The sequence below is a fragment of the Serratia sp. HRI genome, assembly GCF_010119335.3.
Lineage (GTDB): Bacteria > Pseudomonadota > Gammaproteobacteria > Enterobacterales > Enterobacteriaceae > Serratia > Serratia nevei.
Genome location: NZ_CP083690.1, coordinates 4058764 through 4076931 on the forward strand (window position 1 = coordinate 4058764; position 18168 = coordinate 4076931).

At 56.7% G+C, this 18168-nt stretch carries 15 protein-coding genes and 1 pseudogene; 8 read left to right on the forward strand and 8 right to left on the reverse strand.

Features of this window, described 5'->3' with window-relative positions; genetic code table 11:
• Positions 1-61: 61 nt before the first annotated feature.
• The 4 genes and pseudogenes from GF111_RS19400 (at position 62) to GF111_RS19415 (ending at position 8365) form a co-directional block, all read left to right on the forward strand.
• The gene (locus tag GF111_RS19400; protein WP_147190673.1) at positions 62-5983 is read left to right on the forward strand and encodes a DUF637 domain-containing protein; all 5922 of its coding nucleotides are present in this window, start codon (positions 62-64) and stop codon (positions 5981-5983) included.
• On the forward strand, positions 5983-6363 hold the full coding sequence (locus GF111_RS19405; RefSeq protein WP_047730110.1) for a hypothetical protein: 381 nt from the start codon (positions 5983-5985) through the stop codon (positions 6361-6363). The genes GF111_RS19400 and GF111_RS19405 overlap by 1 nt, the downstream gene beginning before the upstream one ends.
• Positions 6364-6530: 167 nt before the next feature.
• Positions 6531-7997 (forward strand): annotated as a pseudogene (locus tag GF111_RS19410) (DUF637 domain-containing protein); the annotation flags it as partial.
• Between the two features lie 5 nt (positions 7998-8002).
• Positions 8003-8365 carry a DUF596 domain-containing protein gene (locus GF111_RS19415; protein WP_047730111.1) on the forward strand — a complete coding sequence of 121 codons (363 nt, stop codon included), beginning with the start codon at positions 8003-8005 and terminating at the stop codon, positions 8363-8365.
• Between the two features lie 40 nt (positions 8366-8405).
• Here GF111_RS19415 and GF111_RS19420 read toward each other — a convergent pair whose 3' ends face one another.
• The 4 genes from GF111_RS19420 to purM all read right to left on the reverse strand — a co-directional run bounded on the left by GF111_RS19420 (position 8406) and on the right by purM (position 11164).
• On the reverse strand, positions 8406-8621 hold the full coding sequence (locus GF111_RS19420; RefSeq protein ID WP_047730112.1) for a hypothetical protein: 216 nt from the start codon (positions 8619-8621) through the stop codon (positions 8406-8408).
• A gap of 202 nt (positions 8622-8823) precedes the next feature.
• Positions 8824-9375, reverse strand: coding sequence for a spermidine N1-acetyltransferase (speG, locus tag GF111_RS19425; protein ID WP_004941631.1), 552 nt, complete (start codon positions 9373-9375; stop codon positions 8824-8826).
• Positions 9376-9488: 113 nt separating this feature from the next.
• Entirely contained in the window at positions 9489-10127 is a 639-nt protein-coding gene (purN, locus tag GF111_RS19430; RefSeq protein WP_038873710.1) for a phosphoribosylglycinamide formyltransferase, read from the reverse strand.
• Positions 10127-11164: a phosphoribosylformylglycinamidine cyclo-ligase gene (purM, locus tag GF111_RS19435; protein ID WP_033632401.1), complete on the reverse strand. Its 1038-nt coding sequence runs from the start codon at positions 11162-11164 to the stop codon at positions 10127-10129. Before purM ends, purN begins: the two co-directional genes overlap by 1 nt.
• Positions 11165-11419: 255 nt before the next feature.
• On the opposite strand from purM, the gene upp reads away from it, so the two are divergent.
• Together upp and uraA are read left to right on the forward strand one after the other, a co-directional pair.
• A complete protein-coding gene (upp, locus tag GF111_RS19440) occupies positions 11420-12046 on the forward strand; it encodes a uracil phosphoribosyltransferase (RefSeq protein ID WP_038873707.1) in 627 nt (208 codons plus the stop codon).
• A gap of 207 nt (positions 12047-12253) precedes the next feature.
• Complete coding sequence (uraA, locus tag GF111_RS19445; protein WP_021504398.1) at positions 12254-13543, forward strand: uracil permease; 1290 nt, start codon at positions 12254-12256, stop codon at positions 13541-13543.
• A gap of 47 nt (positions 13544-13590) precedes the next feature.
• On the opposite strand, the gene GF111_RS19450 is transcribed toward uraA, so the two are convergent.
• Positions 13591-13839 carry a GlsB/YeaQ/YmgE family stress response membrane protein gene (locus GF111_RS19450; protein ID WP_016926728.1) on the reverse strand — a complete coding sequence of 83 codons (249 nt, stop codon included), beginning with the start codon at positions 13837-13839 and terminating at the stop codon, positions 13591-13593.
• 33 nt (positions 13840-13872) lie between these two features.
• The gene (locus GF111_RS19455) at positions 13873-14388 is read right to left on the reverse strand and encodes a hypothetical protein (protein ID WP_047730113.1); all 516 of its coding nucleotides are present in this window, start codon (positions 14386-14388) and stop codon (positions 13873-13875) included.
• 272 nt (positions 14389-14660) lie between these two features.
• Between GF111_RS19455 and hda the strand changes: the two genes are divergently transcribed.
• A complete protein-coding gene (gene hda / locus GF111_RS19460) occupies positions 14661-15362 on the forward strand; it encodes a DnaA inactivator Hda (protein ID WP_025159568.1) in 702 nt (233 codons plus the stop codon).
• A gap of 48 nt (positions 15363-15410) precedes the next feature.
• Here hda and arsC read toward each other — a convergent pair whose 3' ends face one another.
• Positions 15411-15764: an arsenate reductase (glutaredoxin) gene (gene arsC / locus GF111_RS19465; RefSeq protein ID WP_033648817.1), complete on the reverse strand. Its 354-nt coding sequence runs from the start codon at positions 15762-15764 to the stop codon at positions 15411-15413.
• 20 nt (positions 15765-15784) lie between these two features.
• Complete coding sequence (locus GF111_RS19470; RefSeq protein WP_038873698.1) at positions 15785-17254, reverse strand: M48 family metallopeptidase; 1470 nt, start codon at positions 17252-17254, stop codon at positions 15785-15787.
• Between the two features lie 340 nt (positions 17255-17594).
• Between GF111_RS19470 and GF111_RS19475 the strand changes: the two genes are divergently transcribed.
• On the forward strand, positions 17595-18134 hold the full coding sequence (locus GF111_RS19475; RefSeq protein WP_038873797.1) for an Rrf2 family transcriptional regulator: 540 nt from the start codon (positions 17595-17597) through the stop codon (positions 18132-18134).
• Positions 18135-18168: the final 34 nt, after the last annotated feature.

Here is an 18168-nt window from a genome sequence, read left to right on the forward strand (position 1 = left end):
CGCCAGCACACAGCAGGAACGCCCTCGGCGTTCAAAACAACATCCTTTCGAAGGAATGAATATGGATAAGCTCAACCCTCCGCTGGCGCGGGGCGCCAGCTATTTGCTGATCTACCTGACGGCTTTCCAGCCGTTGCACCCGGCGTTCGCCGCCGGCATTACCGCCGCCAACGGCAATACGCAGGTGGTTATCAAGCCGGGCGACGTGCCGGTGGTGAATATCGCCACGCCGAACGGTGCGGGCATCTCGCACAACACCTATAAAGATTTCAACGTTGGGCCACAGGGCGCCGTGTTGAATAACGCCACGCACGGCGGCAAAACGCAGCTGGGCGTGGAGATCTACAGCGCGCAGGGCAACACCTACCTGAAGGGAAAACCGGCGGAGTTGATCATCAATGAGGTGATCGGCGGCAGTCGTTCCGAGCTGCAGGGCAAGCTCGAGGTATTCGGCAACAAGGCCAACGTGATGATCGCCAACCCGAATGGCATCACCTGCGACGGCTGCGGCTTTATCAATGCGCCGGGCGTGACGTTAACCACCGGCAAACCGCAGTTCGACAAGCAGGGCGCGCTGGAAGCGCTGGAGGTGAAAAAAGGCGGTGTCACCATCGGCGGTAAAGGGCTGGACGGCAGCGGCGCCGACTACGTCGATATCATCAGCCGTGCCACCGAGCTGAACGGCAAAATCAATGCGCAAAATCTATCGCTGACCCAGGGCGCCAACCGCATCAGCTTCAAGGATGGAAGCATTAAACCGATCGCCGGTGAAGGCGCAAAACCTGTGCTGGCGGTGGATACCAAGGCGCTGGGTGGCATGTACGCCAACAAAATCCGCCTGGTGGCCAATGAGGATGGAGTAGGGGTGAACCTGAAAGACCTCACCAGCAAGCAGCGGGATATTACGCTGAGCGTGAACGGTAACCTGGTGCTTAACGGCACTACGCACAGCAAGGGGGACCTCAATGTCAGCGCCAAGGGGATGCACATTACGCGGGGGGCTGTCGTGCAGGCGGACGGCAACGCCACGTTGGCGACGACGACGCTGGTGAATGACGGGCAAACCAGCACCAGCGGCGATATGCGTATCTTTGGCGACCATATCCGCAACGCCGGGGAAAACGCCAAGTTGCACGCCAATAAAAATATGTGGATCCAAAAGGATGCGCAGGGCAACAAGGCTAAATCCGTCGAGAACCGTTCGGCGAAAATCCTGACCAACAGTGGCGATTTGGTGATACGCACGGAGAGTTTGAACAATGTGAGGCAAGAGGTTCAAGCCGTTTGGAAAAGTACTCCCGGTAACTCCAAAGCGTTCAATAAATCCTTGGTGGGAAGTTATTACGACTCGCGGCAAGGTGTTGACGCTATTGTGCTGTTGGAACCTGAACTGAAGGACTTTGGCATCGGCAGTTGGTTTGGCGAAATTAACCTGTCGAAAGGCGACAAGGTTAATGTGGGGAAAGACGAGTATCTCCTGGTGAAATCACAGGCGCCGGGAGTGATAAATTCAGGCAACAACGCTTATATCAACGCGACAACGCTATGGAACGATCAGTCGAATATCAGCGTGGCCAAAGATCTGATCCTGACGGGGAATGATTTTACCGTAAAGAGCATTCAACTCGGTCAGAAAGATCGGTACTGGCGCCTGGGAACGAACACGTTTGGCGTTGGGGAGTTTGCCCGTGACGAAGATGCGCCTCCCGGAGATTGGGATCTGCTGTATGTTACGGAAAAAGCCCCTTATACCAAGCAGCAGGAGCTTGTTGTCTGGCAAGCAAAGGGGCAGCAACAATCATCGATTACCGCCGGCAATAATCTCACTGCGGATTTTAAAAATAAGATAGAAATCAGTACGCCGACGCCTCATGAAAATCAGCTGAATGAAGTGGTCACCTCCGGCAGACCTGAGTCGCTTAAGGCGCGGAATGTTCTGCTGCATGCCAAAAACATCGTCGGCACTGATGCGATTCGTGCCGACGGCAATATCACCGCGATTGCCGAAGATCGAATTGTTCTTGGGCAAGGCATTTTGGCCGCCGGAAAAGAGCTGTCTCTGACGGCAGCCAACGCTATCGACGCATGGCAAAGTGAGCTGAAAGGGCAGGACGTCACGTTAAACGCCAAAAACGGTGAGATAAAAATACATTCCAGTGAGAAACCTCACTACTTCCGCCCTGACGGTTCTCGCTGGTTGGGCAGCCTTGAGGCTTCACGCGATTTGTCTCTCACGGCTGGCAGCACCATTACGTTGCTGAATACGCTGTTGGCGCCACAAAGCCGAAATATCGCCATGACGGCTAACGGCAGCATTGCAATCGTCAAAAACAGCGCGTTGTTGGAGGGGCCGCTATTGGGGGGGCCGGTTTCTCCGGCTAAGCGGCAAGAATATTTCAACCAGCTGTTGGCCAGTGGCCAAATGAGGGCAACGGGTTCGGTGCTGCTCAATAGCGGTGGCTATCTGGCGCTACGCGGCGCCAAGATTAATGCGGACAAGGACGTTACGCTGTTAGCCGCCCATAACGCCGATCTTAACTACCGTGAACTTGACGGCCGATTCAATGCGCTTTTCCCTGTGTCCCGCACGCCTGAGCTGGGTAGCCGGGTGCACGCCGGCGGCAATTTACTGATTAACTCGGCCCGCGACATCGGCACCCAGGGCGGCACGCTGTCCGCCAACGGCAATATCACGCTGCTGGCCGGGCAGAATCTATGGTTATCGAATGTCGCCTATTCCGCTATCGATGCCGCCAATGACAACAATAAAGACGATCGCCATGTGGTCACTACCCTCAGCGCCGGGAAAAACCTGACCGCGTCGGCGAACAACCAACTGCTGACTTACGGCGCCAAGCTGACTTCCGGCGCCAACATGGCGCTGACCTCCGGCGGCGATATGCGCTTCGAGGCGGTGCAAAACCACACCTACCGCGAGGGCGGCAACGAGTTCACCGAAACCCGTACCCAGCAAGGTACCGAGCTGAATGCCGGTGGCCTGATGACGGTGATTTCCGGCGGCAGCATTCTGTTCCAGGCGACCAAGCTGGTGGTTAAAGGGTTGGGAGCGAACTGGAAACCGCCGGTAGCGGTGACGGACTGGGGCAGTCGTATTGCGGCGGCAGAGCAGGCAGTAAATGCGGCGCAGCAACGCATACAGCAGGCCTCACAAGATAAAACAGCGGCAGAACAACGCGTTGCAAGCCATAACGCTATCGCAAATCAACAGCAGGAAGAGGTCAACAGACTACGACAGGGTCAACAGCGGTTGTACGATGAACATATGCGCATGTTGAAAACCGGAGCGATGAGCGATACTAGCAGTGTTCGTTACCAACATGCCATGCAGTTGTACAATCAGTTCCAGGCAGCCAAGCAAGAGGCTGACGCGAAAGAAAGCGATGTTAGCAGAGAGCGTGGCTCGGCGAGCTTAGCTCAAAATGACGTTGCTCAGGCGCAGCAGCGTATCGAACAGTCTCAGCGCGAAAAAGGTGAAACGGAGCGCAGTCTTGCCGCCCTGCGCCAGGAAGCCCAAAGCAAAGGCATTGACGAAGCCAAACAAAAAGCTCAGGTCGACGCCCACAACCAGGCTGAAGCCATGCGCGCCGGCAATATGGATATCGCCGCCAAGGGTGGTTATCTCTACGCTCAGGCGATGGAGGAGTCCAGCCACTACGAGAAAAAGGAAACCAAGCGCAAATGGTGGGGCAAGAAAACCGAGGTTAAGCAGACTCGCCACGACGTGACCAACAAGGTCACCGAGTTTACCGCCGCCGGCAATATCACGCTAATGAGCCGCGACGACAGCACCTATGAAGCCAGCAAAATCGCCGCCGGGCAAAACGCACGCCTGACCAGCACGCATGGCCAGGTTAACTTCCGCGCGGTGAAAAACACCTCTTTCGAACAGACCGTCAGCAATTCGAAAGGCTTCTTTATCAAGCAGGCCAATAAAGGGTACGAAGACAATAAGTGGGTGCTGCCGAGCATTCATACCGGTGGCGCCTTGACCGTAGAGGCCGCCAAGGGCGTCAGCGCCGATGTGAAGGTGAAAAACGGCCAGGCGTTGCAAAGCGCCATCGACGCCCTGGGCAATACGCCGGGCACCACCTGGATCAAAGGTCTGAACAAGCGCAACGACGTGCAGTGGAGCAAGGTCAAAGACGCCTACGACAGCTGGGATTACAAAAGCCAGCACCTGAACCCGGCGGTGGCGGCGGTGATCGCCATCGCAGCAGCGGCGGTGACCGCTGGCAGTTCACTGGCGGCCACGGCAGCCTCCAGCGTTTCCGGCGCCGTGGGCGGCGGGGCGGTAACCAGCGGCGCAGTCACGGCCGGGATGTCTTCGCTGGCCTCCCAGGCGGCGGTGGCGCTGGTGGAGAACCAGGGCAACCTGTCAAAAACTCTGCAGGCGCTGGGCAGCAATGAAAACGTCAAGGCGACCGCCACGGCGATGGCGATCGGCGGCGCGCTCAACGGCTTCGACAGCGCGATGGGTTGGAGCAAGGACGCGGCGGGCAAACCGCTCAACCCGAACAACGTCAAGCTGCCGCAGCTGAGCAACGGTGACTGGAGCAAGGTGGCGCAGCGGGTGGCTGGGCAATCGGTCATAAGCTCCAGCCTGAATACCGCCATCAATGGTGGCAGTTTCAAAGACAACCTGACCAATGCGCTGCTGGCGAACATCGGCAGCCAGGTTCAGGCCGAGGGCGCCAATCTGATTGGGGATAACGGTCAGGTTCTCGATGTGCCGGGCCGGGCCGTAAGCCATGCCGTTCTGGCAGGCGTGGCCGCAGAAATCGGCAAAGGCAATGCCAAGGGTGCGGCGGCCGGGGCGCTGGCGGCGGAGCTGGCCGGGGTGATCATCAATGATAATTTGGTCAGAAGTGAAGGTTGGCAAGAGCGTCAGGCTCAAATCAGCCGCGTAGCGGGCGCCTTTGCAGGGGCTATCGTAACCGCCAAAGCCGCAGGCGCCACCAGCGGTGCAAATGCGGGTGAGTTTGTCGAGCGTTTCAATCGACAGCTGCACCAGGAAGAACTCAACGCGATTAAAGAGTTGGCTAAGGGCGACAAGGAAAAAGAAGCGCGTCTGATGGCGGCTTCATGCCGAAAAGTAGCTTGCACCACGCAAGAGGCGTTGAACTCAGACGAACGCAAGCAGTTTGAAGCCCTGATGAATAAGTACCCGTCAACGCGGGATGAAGACGGCCTCATTGCCAACTACTGGGTACAAAAAGAGCGCCAGCGTTTCGGCAACTATCCGGCGTTTGCCGGCTATGACAGCGAAAAGTTATTCACGTATGATTTGGGCGACCAGATAACCGACGGCCAGCTGTTTGCACGCAACCAGCAGATAGAACAAATCAGCAAGTTGACCGGTTGGTCGCCGGACTGGGTGAATGCCTCGGTGATGGCGGTCTCTATTGCCAGCACATTTGCCGGTATGGGTAAAGCGAACGTCGGCAACCAATACCTGTCATCCAAACTGGTAGGGCCAACCAGCGCCTGGAAAGGGTATCTGGTCAATGAGAAGACCGTTCAGCAGGCGGCTGCGTTCAGGCAGCAGGTATTGGATGCCAGGGCGCCGTTTTCTCAAAATATCAGGAGGATGGGGAATGCCGCAGTTGCACAAATCGATGTTCCGGGTATGCCCAAGACACTTGCGGCACACAGTCGTGTCGACGTAGCAGAAAAAAGCTTTATAGGGAAAGGTAGCGGCAATTTTAAATTTAAAACCGTCAACAATGTAAAGGGTGAACCAATACCTCGGAATACAGACTCGGAGTACAAAATTCTTGACAATCTGGCTGATAAGTTAGGTAGCAATGTGTCTATCAAAGGTAAAGTCACTATTTTCACTGAACGTGCTGCCTGTGAGAGCTGCTTGGGTGTTGTGGATCAATTTCAGAAGAAATACCCCGGAATCAAAGTGGAAGTCCTTGACAACAACAATGTAATGTTAATTCCTGGGAGGTTGAAGTAATGGACGATGAACGTATGACTTACGGTGAAATACGGAAAATGACACTGGAGTGCTTCTATGATTGCTGTAGAAACATACTTGACATTAATAAGAAGACCGGTGAAAGAACATCTTATGATGGCTTAGAAATTGGATATGCAATCTATCAATGCGAAAATACTCCTTTTTCGCCGATAGAAAAGCTAATGTTCGAGGTATTTACTCTAATTTTAAGGGCCGGTAGAGGGCCGAAGAAAGCAGAGAATATCACTCGTGATGCTATCACTTTGATTATAAGCGAAACCCCTCTGAATATTCTCATTGAAGACATCTCTGATGATGAGAAAAGGAACTTGCTTTATGATATGGAGTTGCTTGGATTGCTTGATAAGCCTGAGTAACCTCACCGTTCTCAACAGTTTGAGATTAAGCACGCTTTGCTCATGCAAATGCTCGCCAAGGTAAAAAGTACCACTATAGGCCACGATTGACGGAAATATAATGCCCATACGAACGGCTCTCCGGAGCCGTTTTCTCTTGATGTTGTATTCCATATAAACGCCGATAGGATGCGGCGGGCAAACCGCTCAACCCGAACAACGTCAAGCTGCCGCAGCTGAGTAACGGTGACTGGAGCAAGGTGGCGCAGCGGGTGGCCGGGCAATCGGTCATAAGCTCCAGCCTGAATACCGCCATCAATGGTGGCAGTTTCAAAGACAACCTGACCAATGCGCTGCTGGCGAACATCGGCAGCCAGGTTCAGGCCGAGGGCGCCAATCTGATCGGGGATAACGGCGACGTTCTGGGTGCGGCCGGGAAGTCAGTCAGCCATGCGGTTGTGGCAGGTATCGCTGCGGAAATCGGGCGCGGCGACGGTAAAGGGGCTGCTGCCGGGGCGCTGGCAGCGGAGCTGGCCGGCGTCGTGATGCAGAGCACGCTGTTCGAACCGGCCAATCTCAACGAAAAGGAACGCCAGCTCTACCGTTTGCAGGAAGCGCTAAACGGCAATGAAGTAAAAGAGCAAACGGCACGAGTGATCGGGGCTTTGACCGGGGCGTTGACAACGCATACGCCGGAAGGCGCCTACAGTGCTGCGGACAGTGCGCAGTCGGTTTATCGCTACAACATGACCGAACATATGTTGATGCAGTATGCGCTGGATAATCAGAAAGACATTTTGGCCGCTGATAAAGGTGATGTTGCTGCGGCAAAACGTGTTGTGGCTCGCCGAGAAGCTGCCGCAATAGTGGCGACCGTAGGTGGCGGCGGTCTGGTACTTGCTGCGGGGGGAATGACGCTGGTGGGAGCTGCGCCAGAATTGGTTCTGGCTGCACGATTGGCAATTGCCGGCTGTAAAACCAACCCCGCGCTTTGCCTGAACCAGGCCGGTATTTATGCGGCAGATATTGTGGCACCAGAGGCGATTATTGGTACTGGCGCCGTAACCACCGGCAGCACATTGATTCTGGGGAAAACCGAAGACAGCGTGAGGAAGTTGAGCCGACAGCTGGTGAACGCTTCCGATGAATTATACAAAACAAAAACGTTCAACACTCAGCCGGTTGCCGATTTTATCAAAGGGGAAACGGCAGCCGGGGCGAATTTGTCGACTAAAACGGCAGATTATCTACGGGACATGCAGAAGGTTAACACTAACCAGTTGGTCAAGGTGTTTGACCCGAAACAGAACGAAAGTAAGCTGAACGTGTTTGGTCAGCAGTTTGAGCAGGTTCTGGGCGAAGGTGGAAGCAACAAATCCGGGACGACCAAGGTTTTTGCGACTGAAAAATTGTCAAAACAAGAAATCATCGACTATGCCCAATCGCTGGCTGGAACGATGCCATTAGAAGAGATAAAAACCCCAAAAGGCATGGTTTACTTTGCAAAAAAAGATGGAATGGTTATCAATCTTAGAGATTTTTCCAAAAGTGAGGATAGCACAAAGGCTCGATGGACGATTGAAATTATAAAAAATGAACAACTCAATAATCTACAGGGAAAAGTTAAAAAACCTATTGAAATTAAATTTAGGTAACTCATATGAAAATTACAGCTGAGGAATTTCTCGAATACAAGAATGCCTTAGAAGGTCATTCGATGAATGCTATCTGGCATGTGACTCTACCAGAGTGTTATGGCGAGGAACCAAGTTTTAGTCAAAGAAAATCATTTTTCTTTCAACTATTACAGATGCTACTTGAAGATGGGAAAATTAGGTTGGCTTCTCATGGTAAGTATCTTCGAGGCAGCACTAGTGAGCAAATATCGCTATTTAAACATGTTTTCCCCAAAAATCAGGAGGAAATGGATGCCGATGCCTTCGACGGATTCTGGTTTCTGACAGAGGAATGCCCCGGCGGCATCGTCTGGATCCATGACAGCGGCTACGAAGATTGGACCTGATCCGCACACAGAAACGGCTCTTCGCAGCCGTTTCTTTTTTTTAACGTCCCCGCCCCGAAACCCGCAACACCACCCCCACCAACAGCAGCGCGGCCCCCGAGGCATAGAGCGGGAACCAGCGCGTCCACCAGAGCGGGGAAAACCGCGGGGTGCTATTGGGATCTGCAGGCGCGTAGCCGCTATAGGTATTTAGACCGGCGGCGATGGCGAGCATCGCCAGGCCGATAAAAAGCAGCAGGTTTGAAACTTTAGCCATTTACGTTACTCCTTCGTAGAAATTCAGAGGAAAGGTTCTTGTTATTGCGGTGCGTTACTGTTTCATCCACTATTCCGGTTAAATACGCTCTTGGCTTTTTTATCAGCTCATTTTCCGGTAAAAATGGCATCACCGAATACTAGCCGGTTATTCGCCAATAAAAAACCCGCCAGCGCGGGTTTTCTCTTTTTCTCGCTAGCCGTCACTTCACCAGCGGCTTATCATTGGGCGTTTTGAACTTCGCCAGATATTGCGGCTGGAAGATGCACATGCGCAGCACGGTGCGGTATTCGCCGTTGACGAAGAACTCGTCAATCAGCTCGCCTTCCACGTTGAAGCCCAGCTTGCTGTAGATGTGGATCGCCTTCGGGTTCTCCTTGTCGACGATCAGGTACAGCTTGTACAGGTTCAGCACCGAGAAGCCGTAGTCCATCGCCAGGCGGGCGGCGGTGCTGGCGTAGCCTTTGCCCTGGTGGGCGGGATCGATGATGATCTGGAATTCTGCGCGGCGGTGGATGTGATCGATCTCCACCAGTTCCACCAGGCCGACCTTGGCGCCTTCGTGCTCGATGATAAAGCGGCGCTCGCTCTGATCGTGGATGTGTTTGTCGTAGAGATCGGAAAGTTCGACAAAGGCTTCGTAGGGTTCTTCAAACCAATAGCGCATAACGCTGGCGTTGTTGTCCATCTGGTGGACGAACGACAGATCGTCCCTTTCCAATGGGCGTAACCTGACGCTGGCAGTGCTGGACATGTGGGCTCCTCTGTGCCGTGAAATTGTGCAAAGTATAACTTCACAGAATGGATGAAGGCGAAAAAAAACGGCGCCGCGTGGGCGCCGTTTAGGCAAGGTTCAGGCTGCGCGCCTCAGTCGGCGGCGTGGCCCTGCTCAGGCAGGCGTTCGCCGTCCAGCCAGGCGGCGCCGTCGCGCATTGCCAGGCGGCCGTCGACGAACCAGCTCACCACCAGTGGATAGATCGTGTGTTCCTGGGTTTGCACCCGTTCAACCACGTCATCTTCCTCGTCGTCAGCGAAAATCGGCACCTTGGCCTGCAAAATCACCGGGCCGCCGTCGAGCTGTTCGGTCACGAAGTGCACCGAGGTGCCGTGTTCGCTGTCGCCGTTGTCGATGGCCTGACGGTGGGTATGCAGCCCCGGGTATTTCGGCAGCAGGGAAGGGTGGATGTTCAGCAGGCGGCCGGCATAGCGCTGCACGAACTGCGGGCTGAGGATACGCATGTAGCCGGCCAGCACCACCAGATCGGGCTGGTACTGGTCGATGGCGTCCGCCAACGCGGCGTCGAACGCCGCGCGATCGGCGTAAGCCTTGGCATCCAGCGCCTGGGCGGCGATGCCCGCCGCCTCTGCACGTTGCAGGCCGTAAGCCTGCGCCTTGTTGCTGAATACCGCCACGATCTCGGCGGCGATGCGGCCCTGCTGGCAGGCGTCAATCAGCGCCTGGAGATTGCTCCCCTGGCCGGAGACCAACACCACGATCTTTTTCATCAGTTGATGACCACTTGTTGTTCGTCGGAAGAGGCGGTCAGTTTACCGATTTTCCACGCTTTTTCACCTGCCGCGGTCAGCAGCGCGATGGCCGTTTCCACTTCGGCTTCCGGCAGGGCGATGACCATGCCTACGCCGCAGTTGAAGGTGCGGTACATTTCATGACGGCTGACGTTGCCGGCCTGCTGCAGCCAGGTGAACACCGCCGGCCACTGCCAGCTGGCTTCGTCGATCACCGCCTGCATGCCTTCCGGCAGCACGCGCGGAATGTTTTCCCAGAAGCCGCCGCCGGTGAGGTGAGCGATGGCGTGGACGTCCGCCTTCTCGATCAGCTCCAGCACGGACTTCACGTAAATCTTGGTCGGCGCCAGCAGGTGGTCGGCCAGCGGTTTGCCTTCCAGCTGGGTGGCGGTCGGATCGGTGTTGCTCACTTCCAGGATTTTGCGCACCAGCGAGTAGCCGTTGGAGTGCGGGCCGGAAGCGCCCAGGGCGATCAGCGCGTCGCCGGACTGCACTTTACTGCCGTCGATGATCTCGGATTTTTCGACCACGCCGACGCAGAAACCGGCCACGTCGTAATCTTCGCCGTGGTACATGCCCGGCATTTCAGCGGTTTCGCCGCCCACCAGCGCACAGCCGGACTGTTTGCAGCCTTCGGCGATGCCGGTGATCACGCTGGCCGCGGTGTCCACATCCAGCTTGCCGGTCGCGTAGTAGTCGAGGAAGAACAGCGGCTCGGCGCCCTGAACCACCAGATCGTTGACGCACATCGCCACCAGATCGATGCCGATGGTGTCGTGGCGTTTCAGATCCATCGCCAGACGCAGCTTGGTGCCCACGCCGTCGGTACCGGAAACCAGCACCGGCTCGCGGTATTTCTGCGGCAACGCACACAGGGCGCCAAACCCGCCCAGACCGCCCATCACTTCCGGGCGACGGGTCTGTTTAACTACACCTTTGATGCGATCTACCAATGCGTTGCCTGCATCGATATCGACACCTGCGTCTTTATAGCTGAGAGAGGTTTTGTCGGTCACTGCGCGATTCCCCACGACGGTTTGCGGTTTGAAAACTGTGCTTCCGATGTTGATTCCGGAATAAGGCGCGGCAATTCTAACAGCGCAGGCAAACGTTTGCGAGCGGCTTGTGAACCGGCTCCGCTTTTTCGTCATCTATACTGATATTCAAACTTTTGTTGATCCCGATCGGGCTATTGTGGGTGGCGCAGCGAAAAAAAGGAGGTATAATCCCGCGATTTTTTTGGCCGCAACCACCTTAATAGGAGAAAAATGATGAAGATCGTTGAGGTGAAACACCCGCTGGTAAAACACAAGCTTGGCCTGATGCGCGAAAATGACATCAGCACCAAACGCTTCCGTGAGCTGGCCTCAGAAGTGGGTAGTTTACTGACCTATGAAGCGACCGCCGATCTGGAGACGGAAAAAGTCACCATCGAAGGCTGGTGCGGGCCAGTTGAAGTGGAACAGATCAAAGGGAAAAAGATTACCGTGGTGCCTATCCTGCGCGCAGGCCTGGGCATGATGGAAGGGGTGCTGGAGCACGTGCCGAGCGCGCGCATCAGCGTGGTGGGCGTTTACCGCGACGAAGAAACCCTGGAGCCGGTGCCGTACTTCCAGAAGCTGGTTTCCAACATCGAAGAGCGCATGGCGCTGGTCGTCGACCCGATGCTGGCCACCGGCGGTTCGATGATCGCCACTATCGATCTGCTGAAGAAAGCCGGCTGCCACAGCATCAAGGTGCTGGTCCTGGTGGCGGCGCCGGAAGGCATCGCCGCGCTGGAGAAAGCGCATCCGGACGTTGAGCTGTACACCGCCTCCATCGATCAGTGCCTGAACGACAAGGGCTATATCGTGCCTGGCCTGGGCGATGCGGGCGACAAGATATTTGGTACTAAGTAAACATTTGAGCCGACTTAACGAGTCGGCTTTTTTATGCTCTTCGTCTTTCAAGCTACAGCGTTGTTGGCTGCAGGCAGTAACCTCAGTCACTTATTTGATATAAGCTCCTGGGGATTATTGCCCTGGCCGCCTGGCTGTAACTTGAAATCCATTGAGCATAGACAATTCAGCTTGCATAACGATTAATGACTCAGAGGAAAAGCACACATGACCCGTCGCGCCATCGGCGTCAGCGAGCGCCCGCCGCTGCTCCAGACCATTCCGCTCAGCTTCCAGCACCTGTTCGCCATGTTCGGCGCCACCGTGCTGGTGCCTATCCTGTTCAAGATCAACCCGGCGACCGTGCTGTTGTTCAACGGCATCGGCACGCTGCTGTATCTGTTCATCTGTAAAGGCAAGATCCCGGCCTACCTCGGTTCCAGCTTCGCGTTTATCTCGCCGGTGCTGCTGCTGTTGCCGCTCGGTTATGAAGTGGCGTTGGGCGGTTTCATCATGTGCGGCGTGCTGTTCTGCCTGGTGGCGCTGATCGTGAAAAAGGCCGGCACCGGCTGGCTGGACGTGATGTTCCCGCCGGCGGCGATGGGAGCGATCGTCGCCGTCATCGGGCTGGAGCTGGCTGGCGTGGCGGCCAACATGGCGGGGCTGCTGCCGGCGGAAGGCACCAGCGCCGACTCGACCACCATCACCATTTCGCTGGTGACGCTGGCGGTCACGGTGCTCGGCTCGGTGTTGTTCCGCGGCTTCCTGGCGATTATCCCGATCCTGATCGGCGTGCTGGTGGGCTATGCGCTGTCGTTCTTCATGGGCGTGGTGGATTTGACCCCGATCCGCGAGGCGCACTGGTTTGCGCTGCCGACCTTCTACACCCCGCGCTTTGAGTGGTTCGCCATCTTCACCATTCTGCCGGCGGCGCTGGTGGTGATCGCCGAGCACGTCGGCCACTTGGTGGTGACCGCCAACATCGTGAAAAAAGACCTGATCCGCGATCCGGGGCTGCACCGTTCGATGTTCGCCAACGGCATTTCGACGGTGTTCTCCGGCTTCTTCGGTTCCACGCCGAACACCACCTACGGCGAGAACATCGGCGTGATGGCCATCACCAAGGTCTACAGCACCTGGGTGATCGGCGGCGCGGCGGTGCTGGCTATCCTGCTGTCCTGCATCGGCAAGCTGGCGGCGGCGATCCAGGCGGTGCCGGTGCCGGTGATGGGCGGCGTTTCCCTGCTGCTGTACGGCGTGATCGGCGCCTCGGGCATTCGCGTGCTGATCGAGTCCAAAGTGGATTACAACAAGGCGCAAAACCTGATTCTGACCTCGGTGATCCTGATCATCGGCGTGAGCGGCGCCAAGGTGCATATCGGCGCGGCGGAGCTGAAAGGCATGGCGCTGGCGACCATCGTCGGCATTGGCCTGAGCCTGCTGTTCAAGGTCATCAGCCTGTTCCGCAAGGAAGAAGAGGTGCTTGACGCGCCGGACGAACCGGCGGAGCAGAAGTAACGAAAAGGGCAGCCCAGGGGCTGCCCTTTTGACTTGGGGTGTGCGGCTTAGCTGCGAATTTTGCGGTACACGAACAGCACCACGATGGCGCCGATAACCGCTACCACGAAGCTGCCGAAGTTGAAGCCGTCAACCTTGCCGTAGCCGAAGAAGGTGCTGATATAGCCGCCGACCACGGCGCCGATGATCCCCAGCACAACGGTCAGGATAAAGCCGCCGCCGTCTTTGCCGGGCATGATCCACTTAGCCAAAATACCGGCGATCAGGCCGAAGATAATCCAGGAAATAATCCCCATTTACTGCTCCTTTCTTTTGTGGCTGAGAATGGCTTACTGCTGGGTGGCCGGCTGCGTATTGCCGTTCACCGCCGCATCGGTCTCTTGTTTCAACTCTTGCGTTTTGTTTTCGGCGCTGTTCTTGATGGCTTCGGTCTTCGCCTTGGCCTGCTCGGTCAGATCGTTAGCGCCGTTGATGGCGTCGTTTTTGATGGCCTTGGCCTGATCCACCAGCTGCTGGCTTTGTTTGCCGGCGTCATCCTTGATCGCGGCGGCCTTGGCCTTGGCGTCGTTGGTGATGGCGTCGGCCTGCTTGGCGGCTTCATCTTTAATCGCCGAGGCTTTGTCCTTCAGCTGGTCTGCCTGCGTGGCGGCCTCTTTTTTGATTTCATCTGCCGTCGCTTTCGCTTTGTCCGTCAGATCGTCCGCTTTTTTCTGGGCGGCGTCTTTCATCTGCTCGGCGCTGTCTTTGGCTTTATCCAGGTTGGCGTCAACCTTGGAAGAGTCATCACAGCCGGCAACCAACAACCCGATAAAGGAGGCTAACAGCACTTTATTCCATACTTTCATCGTCTATATCCTTGCAGAAACCTTGTTGATGGTGATTGCGTTTTGCCTACCTATACTAGGTCATGTTTTACTTAAATTACAAATTTAACCTGCTTAGGCATGGAGTTAGGGTTTGATATCAGATTATTCTTGCCGGTGAGGGAGCCGCAATCGATTAAACGGCGCTAAGGCATTGCTCACTATTGCGGCATAAGATCCTGCCGGTTCAACAGCGCCCGTTTTCTGTGTTAAACTGCCTGCGTTTTTCTGCCAGTTTTGGTTGAGGTGCTTCTCTGAATACGCCGGCACAGCTTTCACTGCCACTTTATCTTCCCGATGATGAAACTTTCGCCAGTTTTTATCCGGGCGAGAACCCATCCCTATTAGCCGCGATCCAATCCGCCGTCCGTCAGGAACATGGCAGCTATATCTATTTTTGGTCGCGTGAAGGCGGCGGGCGCAGCCATCTGCTTCATGCGGCCTGCGCCGAGCTTTCGCAGAAGGGGGAAGCGGTGGGCTATGTGCCGCTCGACAAACGCGCTTACTTCGTGCCTGAAGTGTTGGACGGCATGGAGCAGCTGGCGCTGGTTTGCATCGACAATATCGAATGCATCGCCGGCGACGAAGAGTGGGAGATGGCGATCTTCAACCTCTACAACCGCATCCTGGAAACCGGCCGCACCCGTTTGTTCATCACCGGGGATCGCCCGCCGCGTCAGCTGAACCTGCGCTTACCGGATCTGGCTTCGCGCCTGGACTGGGGGCAGATCTACAAGCTGCAGCCGCTGTCGGACGAAGAAAAACTGCTGGCGCTGCAGCTGCGCGGCAAACTGCGCGGCTTCGAGCTGCCGGAAGACGTGGGCCGCTTCCTGTTGAAACGGCTGGATCGCGAGATGCGCACGCTGTTTATGACCCTCGATCAGCTCGATCGCGCCTCGATCACCGCCCAGCGCAAGCTGACCATCCCGTTCGTTAAAGAGATCCTGGGGCTGTAGCGGCGACCGCAAAAGAAAGGGCGCGACAGTGCGCGCCCGAATTCGAATTTACAAAATCTCCAGCACCTGCTCCGGCGGCCGGCCGATACGCGCCTTGCTGCCTTTCACCACGATCGGGCGTTCGATCAGTTTCGGGTTCGCCGTCATCGCTGCCAGCAGCTGTTCTTCGCTCAGGCTGTCGTCCGCCAGCTTCAATTCCTTGTACAGATCTTCTTTTTTGCGCATCAGATCGCGCGCGGATGTGAAGCCTAATTCTTTCAACAGCTTTTTCAGCTCATCGGCCGACGGGGGCGTTTCAAGATACAGCACCACCTTGGGATCGACACCGTGCTGCTCCAGCAGCGCCAGGGTTTCGCGGCTCTTGGAGCAGCGCGGATTGTGGTAAATCGTGACGTTTTTCATGGCGTTCATTCCTTGTTGAATCAGCTGCGCTGGTATTGGCGGAAGCGCTGTTGCAGTTGGCGCAGCTGGTCGATGCGCGCATCGTAGCGCGCCTGTTTCAGGCTGCCGAGTTTCTGCAGCGAGCTGGCATTGCTGAGCAGGCCGATGGCCTGATCGAGCCGGCCGGTCAGCGCCAGGCTTTCGGCGCGGGCCGACAGCTCTTCATCGCGCAGCCCCTGGGCGGCGCTGGCCTGCGCCAGCAGATCCCAGCCGTTCGGATCGTCCGGATGGGCAAAGGTATAGCGGTTCAGGATCTTCGAGGCCTGCGCCGGCTGGTTGCCTTCGACATAGGCATTGGCCAGGTTGAGCTGCAGCACCGGGTTGTTGTTCTGGGCGGCGTTGGCCGCCTGCAGGCGGGCGATGGCCTGTGGCGCGCGTTTTTGGCCGAGATCGATGTCGGTCATCAGGTCGATCAGCCAGACGTTTTTCGCATCCTGCGCCAGCATCGGTTGAATGATGTTGCGCGCATCGTCGTATTTTTTCGCTTCATAGAACAGGATGGCGCGACCGTATTTGGCGGCCGCCTGTTCGCGCACGTTGCCCTTGCTGAGTGAGCCGAGCAGCTCTTCGTTCAGGCCATAGCCTTCCGAGCTGTACATACCCAGTGCGCGCACTTTGGCCATCAGGTAGTCCTGCGAAGACTGTACGATGTGTTTCGGCATCTGGTTGGCGCGGTTGCGTGCGTCGGAGAGGCGGCTGTCCGGCAACGGGTGCGTCAGCAGCATTTCCGGCGGTTTGGAGGCGTAGCGCGACTGATCGGAGAGTTTTTGCAGGAAGTCGGGCATCGCTTCCGGATCGAAACCGGCGCGCTGAAGCACCTGAATGCCGATGCGGTCAGCTTCCTGTTCGTTCGACTGGGTAAAGCTGATCATGCCCTGCTGGGTACCGGCCAGGGTGCCGCTCAGCGCCGCCATGCCCATGGTCGGGTTGGCCATCGCCAGCAGGATGGAGCCGAGTGCGCCCACCCAGGTCAGCGGGGCGTTGCGCTGCTGATCTTCCATTGCGCGCGCCAGGTGGCGCTGGGTGACGTGCGAGATTTCGTGCGCCAGTACCGAAGCCAGCTGGCTTTCGTTGTCGCTGACGCGAAACAGCGCGGAATGCAGCACCACGTTGCCGCCGAAGAAGGCGAAGGCGTTGATCTCGTCGTTGCGCACCAGATAGAAATGGAACGGTGTGCGCACCGAATAAGCGCTGGCCACCAGCCGGTTGCCCAGCTGGTTGATGTACTGGCTCAGCAGCGGATCGTTGATCAGCGGGGCGCTGGCGCGCAGTTGGCGCACGTAGAAATCGCCCATCGCCAGCTCTTGTCCGATGCTCAGGGTGCCGCCGGCGGAGGTGCCCATATCTGGCAACTGGTCCTGGCTTTCCGCCTGTGCTGGCGCCAGGGCGGTGGCGTTCAGCGTGCCGAGCAGCAGCACCGCTAACGCGGTTTTGGTCAACCGGTTGGTCATAGTCAGGCGTTTCCCTTAAATAATCATTTCTAAGACGTCAGCAGCAGACAAGAGTTCTTTATTCCCACGGCGCAATCCGCGCGAAAGTGCGGCGGCTCATAAACTGCAGCGGCGGCACCCATCACATCATAGTCAGCCGCAGCCGACAAGGAAACGTTAGCCGGGCGCGGATCGGGCAAAAAAGTTTTATTTTTCATTTTGAAGGGCGCTTTCTGCGTCGCCGACGGCGCGCATTGTCAATAAAACACGGACAAAGTTGATCCGTGTTTTATTGACAAGATAAACGCAGACTCATATAGTCTGCGTTATTGAAGGTTCATTGACGGTCGAAAACGGACATATGGCGTACATCACAACCAGCGTTGAATATGGCATCCACTGCCTGCTGTGGCTGGTCGGCGATAACCAGCGCGCGCTCAGCAGCCGCGAACTCGCCGAGCTGCAGGGCATCTCCCCCAGCTTTCTGGCCAAGATTTTCCCCAAGCTGGAAAAGGCGGGGATCGTCGTCGCCAGCGAAGGGGTGCGCGGCGGCTACCGGCTGGCGCGCCCGGCGGATGAGATCAGTTTTCTGGCGATCATCGACGCCATCGAAGGGCACAAGCCGCTGTTCGATTGCCAGGAGGTACGCGGGCGCTGCGCAGTGTTCGACGATTCTCCGCCGGATTGGGCGGTCTCCGGTAAATGCGCCATCCACGCGGTGATGCTGCAGGCGGAGAAGGCGATGCGCGATGCGCTGGCGGCACAGACCCTCGGCGCCGTCGCGGCCCGCTTTGGCCGCAAGGCGCCGCAGGGCTTCTTCGGTGAGGTCAACCTCTGGCTCGATGAACGCATGACGGAACGCACCGCGCGCAGCGGCAAAACGGCGCGGGCCAAAACCTAACCACCGCCTTTCCTTAAAGCCAAACAGACTTTTT